We start from the raw sequence: 12,004 nt of genomic DNA on the forward strand, positions 1-12,004 counted from the left end.
ACAGATGATTGTAAATTGGCAATCATCTGTTTTTTTATGCCTTTTATCCTGTATTGTGCTGATTGTGTAAAGAATTAGAATATGATTTTAAATAGGGTAAAGTTTTGTTGCCTTGGGGAGGGAGTATGCAAAATAAACAAAAAGGGTTCACCTTAATTGAGCTGATGGTGACGATTGCTGTTATGGCAATTATCGCGATGATGGCTGCACCTTCTTTCGGGGATATGTTACAGCGCCAAAATTTAAATAAAAGTACAAAAGAATTGGTTGCTATTTTAAATCAGGCAAGGGCAAAAGCTGCTTTAGAGCGTAGAGAAATTACAGTTGAATTATTGTCTGCGGATGAAAATACTGACGATACGTTGAATTGGATGCCAGTCGGTAAGTCCAGTTTAAAGACTGGTCGTGCGACAGAAATAGTTTTTATGCCGACAGGCCTAGTGAAAGATCCAGCAGCAAATCAAATCATTGCCACAGATACGAGTTTTGAAATTTGTGATGCATCTTCTGATCCTAAATATTCCAGAATGGTCACGATATCTAAAATGGGGGCGATCCAGCAGATCGTTGAAGGGGATTGTTCATGATAACTATAAAAAAGCAAGCAGGTGTTGGGTTAATAGAAGTATTGGTTGCCTTGCTGATTCTTGCAGTTGGTGTGCTTGGTTTTGTAGCGTTGCAATATCGAGCAATTGAGGCATCTAGTGAGGGGGCTAACCGTGTGCAAGCAATTAATTTGGCACGAGATTTAGCTGAAAAAATTCGTGTTAATCGTGATCAGTTGGGTGTGTATGCTACGGCTGTTGCGGGAAATGCGACCAATATCACCAATCCGAATTGTTACACAGCATTTTGTACGCCAGCGCAAATGGCGCGTTTTGATGCTGCACTTACAAATTTGTCTGCTCAGCGGGTGGGGATGACAGTCAATATGTTTGCTTGTCCAGAGGTGAGCAATGGTCGAAGATGCATTTATGTTGCATGGGGGGACACTGCTGCAACCAATGCGGATGGTTTAAATAACTGTACCACAGCAGGTGCTTACCGTGATGAATCGACTTGTGTAGTCATGGAGGCCTACTAATGAAAAGACAAAAGGGCTTTACACTTATTGAACTCATGATTGCTCTAGCTCTTGGGCTCATTGTGGTTGCAGCAGCAGCAATGTTGTTTTTGACAGGGGTGAAAAGTAGTCAAGTACAACAAGGCATGGCGGACTTACAAGACAATGCAAATTTTGGGCTTAACTATATAACTAAGGATCTTAGATTAGCCAATCTAGATACTGTTGAAGCTGCGATGAATGACGCTTTACTTCATGGGGGGGTTGTTTTGAGTCAATCCAATCTGCCTACAGGAATTCAAGCTGGTGTGGATGATGTTTTATTAAGCCAAAGTAATGGTGATGCAGTTGGTAGCGATAATGAGTGGACTGGTGCATCGAATGTAACTCAAAACAGTGATCAACTCGTAATTCAGTATAAACCTGCGCAAACAGGTGGTTTTGATTGCGAAGGGCGTGAGATCACGACTGTAGATCGTATTGTTATTCAGCGTTATTTTTTGCGAATAGATGCAAATGCTGGGGCTGGCGAGGGGAACCCTTTAGCTTTAGCATGTGATGCCGGTAACTATAGTGACACCAATCTTGCTCGTTATGGTGATGCTGGTGAAATCATTATGAAACGCGTTGATCATTTTCGTGTATTGCTTAATGTGAGTAATGCTACTGGTAACCGTAGATATATCGGTATTCACGAATATATGGCATTGACAGGGACTAAACCGCGTATTTTAGGAGTGAGTTTAGGTGTACTCGCACGCTCAGGCCAGTCAACAGGCCAAGAAGCGTCAACAGCACAAAACAATGCTTTTGTGGTGTTAGATCAAGACGTAGCAATTGGAGCGAATGGGAATCCGCAAGGTTTTATTCGTCAGGTCGTGACTCAAGAGGTTGCGATACGTAACGCGTTGGGGGAGAGAGAGTGATGATTAAACAACAACATGGCTCGACACTCATCGTCGTATTAATCCTTTTATTGGCGATCACTATTATTGGTACATTGGCTATTCGTCAAAGTATGGTGTCATTAAATATTGCGACCAATAGTCAAGCTCAACAACTCATGATTCAAAACTCTGATGCTGCAACGTTTAACGTTGAAGATACAAATAATTTATTACGTAGTTTAGCGGCTGATGGCATGTTTGGGTTTATTAAAGGTCCTGAAAACAAGGGTAAAGAGTTAGTTTTTTGTTATAGAGGCAGTCGAGCTCAATTCTTTACTTTGTCACAAGCGAGCATGGTTTACGTGAATGACAGTGGAAATATCGTGAATACGGATCAAGGGGTAAGTGGTTTCTGTCGAACAGGAGCGAATAATGCAAACTTTTTTACCAGCGAACGTAGAGCTGTCATGACCCAAGTATCTGTGAGTTTTACAAATTCGGCGTCATCTACGCCATTCCAAGACTCAGTTCGTGGCACGGATGAAGAACTATCCAAAATTCAAAAAACAGATCGAGTGATTGTGAATACGACTTCACTGATGCCTGTACTTACTTCAGCAGATACGGATGATATTGATGATTGTTTAGATAGTCATATTAGTAATAGTTCAACGAATGGTGTAGCAAATTGTCTATCGGATTTAAATGTACCTTTTACAACACATGTCACTGAATATACGTTAGGTCAGGCATTTCTTTAAGGGTGAATGAAATGAAAATTAAAAAGAAAGAACAGCTTATAACTCATCCTTTAAAGAAAGCATTGGCTGTGAGCCTCTCAGCTCTTATGACAGGGTTTGTGTTTAGTGCAACTGCTTCATATGCGAGTGACATTGAGATTTATCAACAAGCACGCTCAGGAAATATCTCTTTGATGTTTGTATTGGATATTTCAGGAAGTATGAGATATTTCGATGCAAATAATCAGGAGCTTACCAGTTGTAGCAGCGGTGCTAGAGAGACTGCATTTAGTGGGAATGGGATTTCCTATAATCGACGTTATTGTGAAATTAGTAGTCGTGAATACTATTATATGCGCTCTGGTGGGAGAAATAACCGTAAATGGTATCGTTGTGGAGGAGCTGCATCAGGGAGTACATCAGTAAATAAAACGGATTGTACTTATGCACTAACTAGTGAACCAAGTCTTTCTGGACTTGATGATGATGGTGGTGGCAACCCGCAATATTACTATAAGAATGGAGCATCTACTCCTTATTATGATCGTATCACTTTAGTTAAGGATGCAATGTACCAGCTTTTATATGGCGCAAATGCCATTGGTAAAGATAAATTTTTTGGATTGACAACCTATTCTATTAATGGTGATGGTACTCGGGGGCAAGTTCGTATCCCTGTTCAAAGGCTAGGTTTAGATACTGAAACCACGTTAGCTTCTGAAACACATCGTAAAAGCCTAATGACCGAAGTAGCGAATCTTGAGGCAAATGGTGGTACACCAACAGCGAATGCGTATGCAGAAGCTGCTGCTTATATGTTGGGTACCTCTACTTCAAATCGTAATAGATATGCATATTATAATAGTTATTGGTATGAGTGTAGTGGGCTTACTGGTTCTACTTGTACTTATACTGGTAATCGTTATACATCGGTTGCTCGAACTTATGGAGCGCAATCGTGTAATTTAGCCGCAAGTAATGGTTCTTTTTCTGCAACATGTTATTATTCTGCGACCAATTCAGCCTCTGGACAATATGCTGCGGGTAGTGGCGTATTAGCAAGTGATTATTCAAAATATAAAATGCCGACCTCCTTGTCTGCACAGTTAGAGCCAGATGCAGATACCAAGCAGTGTAGTGGTCAAGGTATTTATGTTCTAACCGATGGTGTTCCAAATGGGAATAATTCGGCACAGAGTTTAATGCAAACTGCGTTAGCTGGAAGTAGTGCTTTTACCTGTTCTGATTCAAGTGGTGGGTGGGATTGTGTAGAAAAATTTAGTACGCGTATCTTGAATCAAACAACCAATGCTAGCCCACGTGATTTAAAACTCAAAACAGCTGTTGTTGGATTTGGCTCAGCTTATAACTCAATCCCTTCGTATAATAAAAACTTATCTGAAGAAGAAAATATCGCATTACTAGGCACAGTGAATGATGATAATGACGAAAAACGTGCAGCACGTTGGGGTATTCGTGGTCAAGGTGGTTGGTATGCGGGTACAAGTTCTCAAGACGTTATTGATAGCGTAAACGATTTTATTAATAATTTGTCAACAGAAATTCCAGCTGTAACAACAGGAACATCAACGATCCCAAATGATCAATTAAATCCTGCTGCATTGCAAAATTATGCATATTATCCACAATTTCAACCGACCCCTGATAAGAGCTATCAATTATGGGCGGGTAACCTGAAAAAGTATAAAGTTACTAGTACAGGTACGTTGGTCGATAAAAACGATGATGTTTTTGTCAATAGCCAAGGTAAAATTGGTGATAACTACGATTTATGGTCTGCCGATGCGGTTACGGGTGTCAATCAGGATGATGAATCCATTCTTGGTAGCAGTAAAAATAGATTGGTTGGCGGTGTCAAATCACGGTTAAAATTACGTTCAAATACTAATGGCGCAATACAGCGCAAAATATTAACAGACAGACCTGCAACAGCAACAAATAATGAATATTTGGATACAACTACATTAAGAGCGTTGGATTTAAGTTTGGTCAACAGCACTGATCCAGCTAGAGGATATTTATTATCATTGCTTGGTTATCGTGTAAATGCCAAACAACCTCAAACCATTACAAATACATCGATTGCTCAAGCGGAGGAGTTGCGTCAGGTGGGTGCTGTAATGCATTCCTCGCCATTACTTCTTACAAATCAAGGGAAAGTGACATATGAAAATGGTGTTCTCGGTTCGGAAGAGCGAGATGACTATATTTTATTTGGAACCACGCAAGGTGTTTTGCATATAGTTGATGCAGATACTGGAGCAGAAAAATTTGCATTTTTACCGAATAGTATGGTGGAAAACCAAAAGGATGCATTGTTAAACTTTGATACCACTATTGGTGGAATGGATAAGTTGTATTATGGGGTTGATGGTCCTTGGACTTCTTATACTGAATATGTGAATGCTGCAGATGATATGTTAACTGTTGGGGCTGGTTTAAATAGTCGAACGGGTAAACAGATTGTTTATGGTGGTTTACGTATGGGTGGGCGTAATTATTATGCGCTGGACTTAGCTGATATCAATAATCCAACACTTAAATTTACTATAACCCCACCTGCATTAAGTCAGTGTTCGAGTGCAAATCCGCTTGCGTGTATGGGGCAAAGTTGGTCTAAGCCTACATTGACTTGGATTAATTGGAAAGGGACTAAAAAACTCGTCATGTTAGTAGGTGGTGGTTATGATGCTGAAGGGTTACCAACATCCATTAGTAGTATGCCTGAGACTACAGCGGCAGAGCGTGCAGCGAAACAAGCAAAAATCAAATATTACCGTGGTTATGAATATAATGACTATGCTCAAACCAATAAGATTGGTTCTGGTGTGTATATGTTTGATGCGCTTGATGGTAGTTTGTTGTGGTGGGCAAGTGCGAATGCAACAGTACACACATCACCAACAACAGCAAACCCTGGCCCGACTTATGCTCCAACGACTGGTACAGCCAGTTCTTATGATGTAGACATGAAATATAGTGTGGTGAGTCAGATTAAAGCTGTAGATCGAGACTCTGATGGATTAACTGATCACTTATACTTTGGTGATTTAGGTGGTCAGGTTTGGCGTATCGATTTAAATAATAAAGCTGGTGCGAATACAGCATTATTTGCTAAACAGCCTACAAAAGTACTTAATTTAAATAATGGTACATACAGTCCGCGTTTCTATGAAATGCCTGGTTTCTCCACCTATTCAGAAGGAGGAACAATTTTTGGTGTTGTATCAATTGGTAGTGGAAACCGAAGTCAACCTCTCGCAGAATATAGTACAAGTACCAATTATAAACACGATGGTGTTTTTAACTTATATGATAAAGATGTAGCGAGAAGTGATTTATTTAACTTAACGAGTGCAAATGCTTATAGTGTTACTTCTAATGATTTACATACCAAAGGTGTGGACTTATTGGCTGAGGGAAGTAGTGTTGGAACCACTGCAATTAATCAACTCGTTGCACTTGATAATACCAATAGATTTGCTATCACCAATTATAGAGCTCCTTATGCCTTAACTCAGGGTTGGTACTACTTATTTAAGTCCTCTTTAGTACAGAGTGAGAAGGTGATGTCGACACCATTGGTTATCAATAATGACATGTTTGTAACTACTTTTGATGGAAGTCGAAATGGAATGTCAGGAGACTGTGGAGCTGGTGTAAAGGGTGAAAGCTTCATGACTTTATTCTGTATGCCGTATGGGCAATGTAATGGTGGGACATCTACTTCGTATAGGCTAAGTATGGGGGCAGGTATTGTCGGTGGTGCTGTTGGTGCAGGTGATGGTAGTGGGATGCAGCGACTTATTGTTGCAAACGTAGATACATCGGGGGTCACGGGCAATGCTATTTTAGATAAACGTTACAATACTGGGAATAAACTGATTCCTCAGCGTTGGTACGATCGACGTTAATTAAGGAGGAGCTATGAAAAAAATAATAAAGTCCTCTGGATTTACATTGATTGAATTAATGGTTGTAGTAGTAATTGTTGCTATTTTCGCAGCAATTGCTATACCGTCATACCAAGAGTATGCACGACGCGCCGTAGCTAGTCAGGCACAGCAAGAGGTACAACGACTAGCTACTTTGTTAGATCGGCATAAAGCACGTAATTTTAGTTATCGAGGATTTACGACGACAAGTGCAGTATTACCCGTGGGAGCAACTGGCTCTGCGATTAAATATACATTGACGATCAGAGATGGAAATGATCCAGATTTGGATTTAACAGAGGATGATGCTGCAGGACGGAATTGGTCAATTCAAGCTGTGAGTTCGGACGATAAAAATTATACGATGTTACTTACAAGTACAGGGATGCGTTGTAAGAATAAAACTACTGCAAATGTTGATTTTGAAAGTTGTGGTAGTACCGCGAATGGTAGTGAGGAGTGGTAAATGAATAAAGGATTTACGCTTATTGAACTCATGATTGTGGTTGCAATTATTGGTATCTTGGCTGCTATCGCATATCCATCTTATCAAGAGCATGTACGAAAAACAAAGCGTGTAGAAGCTCAGGCTGAACTGGTCGCTCTAGCTAACCAAATTCAGCGTTATAAAGTATCCAACTTTAGGTTTTTGTTGGCGAACGGTAACCCGATCACATTGGGAACATTAGGTTATACACTCAATGCAAACGGTAATCTTGAAATTCCTCAAGGTGATGATCCATTGTATGAAGTATCTTTAACAGATGTTGCGGCAAATACATGGACATTAACAGTCACCCCCATTGATGGAACGATTCAGGAAAATGATGGGGTTAGTATTTTGAATCACCGCGGGGAAAAATGCTGGACCAAAGGTGCTTCGACTTGTGCCCTAAGTGACACATCCAACTGGGACGGCAGATAAAATCCAAATTCAAAACTGTGGATAAACAAATTTTAATCTTTCTTTCGTAGCAAAGATAACGTAAAATATTGCCCTCTATGAAAGGGGTTTGAAATGTTCCGGTGGTCGGGGCAGGGATAATCCGTAAAAACTATAAGGTTGTATCATGGTAGTTATTCGTCTTGCACGCGGTGGTGCTAAAAAACGTCCGTTCTATCAAGTTATTGTAACTGATAGCCGTAATGCACGTGACGGTCGTTTCATCGAACGTATTGGTTTCTTCAACCCAACAGCTCAAGGTAAAGCAGAAAAACTTCGTTTAGATGCTGACCGTTTTGCTCACTGGGTTGCTCAAGGTGCTCAACCATCTGAACGTGTTGCTTCTTTAGCTGCTCAAGCTAAGAAAGCTGCAGCTACTGCATAATTTTTGCTAATTAAGTAGTAGGTAGCCCATGACACCAACACAGAATGTTCCCGAAGATCGTATTCAGATTGGACAGTTACGTTCAGCATATGGATTAAATGGGTGGCTCTGGATCTATTCCAATACAGAACCAATGAGCAACATCTTTGACTATCTGCCTTGGTATATTGAAACCAAAGCAGGTTGGCAAACAATAGATGTAAAACGTTGGAAACCGCATGGCAAAGGCTTAGTTGTTTCGCTCAAAGGCGTCATTGATCGCACTGCAGCAGATAACCTAGTTGGCGCAAATGTCTGGATTTCAAAAGCGCAACTTCCTAAAGCAGGAATGGATGAGTTTTACTGGTCAGATTTGAAAGGCTTAACAGTGTTAGGTTTGGATGATGAAGAACAAGAAGTAAATCTCGGAAAAATCCATGAAATGTTTGAGACAGGTGCCAATGATGTGATGGTGGTTCACGCAACACCAGACAGCGTTGATGCTGAAGAGCGTATGATTCCATGGCATAAAGATGTGGTGCAACGCGTTGATCTTGAAGCTGGTCGTATTTACGTTAATTGGGGCGTAGATTACTAATTATTTTTGGAAATACGGGAGTCTGCGATGTTTTTTGCAGTCATTACGCTTTTTCCTGAAATGTTTGAAGCGATTACAGCCTACGGTATTAGCGGGCGTGCAGCAAAAAGTGATTTAGTACAAGTGACTTGTATTAATCCTCGTGATTATGCTGAGGGTAACTACAAACGAGTGGATGAACGTCCATTTGGTGGTGGTCCTGGTATGGTGATGATGGCTGAGCCTCTGGCAAAAGCAATTCAACATGCCAAAGAGCTTGCCATGCAAGCAGGTGCAGTTCATGTTCCTGTGGTGTATATGTCACCACAAGGAAAAACCTTAAATGAGCCTGCAGTACAACAGTTTGTCGACTATGATGGATTGATTGTGTTGTGTGGTCGTTATGAAGGGGTCGATGAACGTTTGATCCAAAAATATGTTGATCAGGAATGGTCCATAGGGGATTATGTTTTATCGGGTGGCGAGCTTCCTGCGATGGTTTTATTAGACAGTATTATTCGGAGACTTCCGGGTGCAATGTCTGATGAACAGTCTCATATGCAAGACTCATTTGTGGATGGTCTTTTGGACTGCCCACAATATACCAAGCCAGACCATTTTGAAGGTTTGGATGTCCCTGAAGTCTTAAAGTCGGGACATCATGCCAATATTGAGAAATGGCGGTTTTTGCAGCGTTATCAACGAACACAACAACGCCGACCTGAGTTGGTGGAAAATGTGGAGTTGACGAAGCAGCAAAAGAAATGGCTAACAGATTTGAATACTTAATTCAGAGTATTCTTTTAATAGGCTCTTTGTGCATTGAAGTGGTCAAGCATAAAGAGAAAGATAATCGGGTCTATGCGATTTAGCCTCTATACCCAGCGGATACAGACCTCTTCTGACCCGCACATATTGGAGATACCCCATGAGCGGTAAGCATCCTTTAGTACAAGCTGTTGAAAATGCACAGCTTAAACAAGACATCCCAGCTTTTGCACCAGGCGATACAGTTATCGTTCAGGTTAAAGTAAAAGAGGGTGACCGTGAGCGTCTTCAGGCATTTGAAGGTGTTGTAATTGCGAAGAAAAACCGTGGCTTGAACTCTGCGTTCACAGTACGTAAAATTTCTAGCGGTGTTGGTGTTGAGCGTGTTTTCCAAACTCACTCTCCAATCGTTGCTAAAATCGAAGTGAAACGTCGTGGTGACGTTCGTCGTGCTAAACTTTACTACCTACGTGAATTGTCTGGTAAAGCTGCACGTATTCGTGAAAAGTTACCAGCTCGTAAAGTTAAAGCTTAATTTTAAGTTTTATACGAGTAAAAAAATGCGCCCAATGGCGCATTTTTTATGCCTAAATTTTAGAGTCCTTGAAGCTTCAATCGGTTGGCGTGTTGTCGGTAAACATCAACAGGGTCTGGAGCAAAAATAGAACGTAGTCCAAAGAACTGGTTAATCACATCTAAATGGTTCCAATTATAGTTATCGCGCACGGTCTTACCATATTTGGCACTACAACGTGAGACTAAGCCATCGTTATCATTGGGCGCTTGCATGAGTAAGCCTGTCGCACCCAATAATGAGTCTGGATCAAGAATATTGGTTAATGTTGAGTTGCCAGAGAAAGAGTAAAAATAAACTCCATTTTCTTTCGCTAAGCCTTCACCACAGCTTGTTTTTGGCATACCCAGTGGATATTTCTGTGCAAAAGCTTTAGAACCAGCTTGACTTAAACTTTTACCAGCACCGAGTGCGTCATGTGGAAGTGAGTTCGGATCTTGCTGTTGTGCCCAAACAATAGCCTTGGACCCAAAGTTGATTAAGCCTACCAGCGGTTGTTCTAGCGGCGTACCTTGCGCGGAAATAATCAAATCCGCCACAGGAGAGCCTTTTAAAGGACTAGAAATGGCTGTTGCAGACGCGATTTTATTGGGCATAACATTTGAGACATAGGCAATACTATGTCCGCCATGACTATGACCAAGCAAATTGACTTTGGGTGCTCCTGTAATCGCTAAGATTTCATCAACTTGTTGCAGCAGTTGTTCACCACGAACTTCAGATGTGTTGAATGGAGAAACGCGTGTTGCCCATGCGTTTGCACCGTTACGGGCTAAATCTGGCAAGATTTGATACCAGTAATCCACACCAAGTTCATCGGTTCCTGCTCGAATCCAGCCACCCATACCATGTGCAAAAACCAAAGGGTATTTGGTCTTTGCATAATTAGAGGCAACGTAGTTTGATTTAATTTGTGAAGCGGCTGCTTGCGTTTGTGTAGCAGCAAGTGCACAGGTCGACAGCAGTCCAGCTATCAATAATCCATATTTCATTGATCATCCTCGCTTTTTATTTTTTATGACGACAATTGAAGTTGTCAAAAATGAGTATAAAGGTGAGGGAGGTGGAGCGTAGAGAAATCCGATTAAATTAAATACAGTTTGTAACTGGATAATTCTAGGAGGCATCCCTCCGAAACGTTAAAGATTCGAAGGGAAAAATAGAACTAGAGTCCTTGAAGTTTTAAGCGGTTGGCATGTTGGCGATAGACATCAACAGGGTCTGCGCTAAATAGTCCACGTAGCCCCATAACTTGGTTGACCTCATCTAAATGGTTCCAGTCATAGTTATCACGGATGACCTTACCGAAGTGCGTACTACAGCGTGCCACTAAACCATCATTGTCAAAATGCGCATATGCCAAAGGCCCCAACAGTGAGATCGCACTATCTGCGACATCGAGAATGTTCGTGACTTGAGACGTGCCAGTCCACGAATAGTAATACACGCCATTGCTAGATGTTGCACCGCTCTTGTTACAGTCTGAAGCCAGTGCTGTTGTTGGATATTTCTGATTAAAAACACTGGAACCTTGCTCACTAATTGAGGTGAGTGATACTGTTAAATTGCTTTTTAATGCAGGGTTACTTTGCCCATAAGCAAGCATAGGACCAATAATATAATCAGCCGCTAGGCTGAGCAGTTGTGTTCCACCTTGATTGGCAAGAAGCTGGTCTGCCACTTTTGAACCTCTAAATGTTGCTCCCACACCTGTCAGTGAGGCCACATATTGCGGTTTAACTGCTTCTACATAGCGAATGGTTGGTCCGCCATGGCTATGTCCAATCAAATTAACTTTGGGCTTGCCTGTCAGGGCGATGACCTCTTCAACTTGTTGTAGTAACTGTTCACCCCGCACTTCAGTTGACTCTAAAGGGGAAATTTGTGCTGCAAAGGTGGTTGCGCCATTTCGAGCCAAGTCGGGTAAAATTTGATACCAGTAATCCAGTCCAAGTTCGGCAACGCCCACTCGGCTGAACCCAAACATGCCATGGGTAAATAGCAATGGATATTTAGTTTGAGCATAATTACTTTTTACGCTTGCAGTCACCGTCTGTAAACCAGCTGTGGCTGTGGTTGCGCTGAGTCCAAGGCTGGTAACCAGACCTACGAGTGACATTGTTTGTATCATT

The 12,004-nt window shown here is 41.4% G+C and carries 13 protein-coding genes; 11 read left to right on the forward strand and 2 right to left on the reverse strand.

The window, feature by feature from the left end; genetic code table 11:
* The first annotated feature begins 125 nt into the window (after positions 1–125).
* The 11 genes from RR876_RS07390 to rplS all read left to right on the forward strand — a co-directional run bounded on the left by RR876_RS07390 (position 126) and on the right by rplS (position 9,833).
* Entirely contained in the window at positions 126–587 is a 462-nt protein-coding gene (locus tag RR876_RS07390; RefSeq protein WP_332476401.1) for a GspH/FimT family pseudopilin, read from the forward strand.
* On the forward strand, positions 584–1,084 hold the full coding sequence (gene pilV, locus RR876_RS07395; protein ID WP_332476402.1) for a type IV pilus modification protein PilV: 501 nt from the start codon (positions 584–586) through the stop codon (positions 1,082–1,084). The genes RR876_RS07390 and pilV overlap by 4 nt, the downstream gene beginning before the upstream one ends.
* Complete coding sequence (locus RR876_RS07400; RefSeq protein WP_332476404.1) at positions 1,084–1,989, forward strand: prepilin-type N-terminal cleavage/methylation domain-containing protein; 906 nt, start codon at positions 1,084–1,086, stop codon at positions 1,987–1,989. Before pilV ends, RR876_RS07400 begins: the two co-directional genes overlap by 1 nt.
* Positions 1,989–2,711 (forward strand): pilus assembly protein PilX, encoded by a 723-nt coding sequence (locus RR876_RS07405; RefSeq protein WP_332476406.1) that lies wholly within the window; start codon positions 1,989–1,991, stop codon positions 2,709–2,711. Before RR876_RS07400 ends, RR876_RS07405 begins: the two co-directional genes overlap by 1 nt.
* Positions 2,712–3,259: 548 nt before the next feature.
* The gene (locus RR876_RS07410; protein ID WP_332476407.1) at positions 3,260–6,625 is read left to right on the forward strand and encodes a pilus assembly protein PilY; all 3,366 of its coding nucleotides are present in this window, start codon (positions 3,260–3,262) and stop codon (positions 6,623–6,625) included.
* Positions 6,626–6,638: 13 nt separating this feature from the next.
* Positions 6,639–7,112, forward strand: coding sequence for a type IV pilin protein (locus RR876_RS07415; RefSeq protein WP_332476408.1), 474 nt, complete (start codon positions 6,639–6,641; stop codon positions 7,110–7,112).
* The gene (locus tag RR876_RS07420; RefSeq protein WP_332476409.1) at positions 7,113–7,571 is read left to right on the forward strand and encodes a type IV pilin protein; all 459 of its coding nucleotides are present in this window, start codon (positions 7,113–7,115) and stop codon (positions 7,569–7,571) included.
* A gap of 145 nt (positions 7,572–7,716) precedes the next feature.
* On the forward strand, positions 7,717–7,974 hold the full coding sequence (gene rpsP / locus RR876_RS07425) for a 30S ribosomal protein S16 (RefSeq protein WP_004718284.1): 258 nt from the start codon (positions 7,717–7,719) through the stop codon (positions 7,972–7,974).
* Between the two features lie 28 nt (positions 7,975–8,002).
* Entirely contained in the window at positions 8,003–8,551 is a 549-nt protein-coding gene (rimM, locus tag RR876_RS07430) for a ribosome maturation factor RimM (RefSeq protein WP_004978035.1), read from the forward strand.
* Positions 8,552–8,578: 27 nt separating this feature from the next.
* Positions 8,579–9,319, forward strand: coding sequence for a tRNA (guanosine(37)-N1)-methyltransferase TrmD (trmD, locus tag RR876_RS07435; protein ID WP_332476411.1), 741 nt, complete (start codon positions 8,579–8,581; stop codon positions 9,317–9,319).
* A gap of 139 nt (positions 9,320–9,458) precedes the next feature.
* The gene (gene rplS / locus RR876_RS07440) at positions 9,459–9,833 is read left to right on the forward strand and encodes a 50S ribosomal protein L19 (protein WP_004691454.1); all 375 of its coding nucleotides are present in this window, start codon (positions 9,459–9,461) and stop codon (positions 9,831–9,833) included.
* Between the two features lie 59 nt (positions 9,834–9,892).
* Here rplS and RR876_RS07445 read toward each other — a convergent pair whose 3' ends face one another.
* Both RR876_RS07445 and RR876_RS07450 read right to left on the reverse strand, forming a co-directional pair.
* Positions 9,893–10,864, reverse strand: a complete 972-nt coding sequence (locus RR876_RS07445; RefSeq protein WP_058870393.1) for a triacylglycerol lipase — start codon at positions 10,862–10,864, stop codon at positions 9,893–9,895.
* A gap of 173 nt (positions 10,865–11,037) precedes the next feature.
* Positions 11,038–12,003 (reverse strand): triacylglycerol lipase, encoded by a 966-nt coding sequence (locus tag RR876_RS07450; RefSeq protein WP_332476412.1) that lies wholly within the window; start codon positions 12,001–12,003, stop codon positions 11,038–11,040.
* Between the last annotated feature and the right edge of the window lies 1 nt (position 12,004).

The organism is Acinetobacter sp., assembly GCF_036666595.1.
In the GTDB taxonomy this organism is placed as follows: Bacteria; Pseudomonadota; Gammaproteobacteria; order Pseudomonadales; family Moraxellaceae; genus Acinetobacter.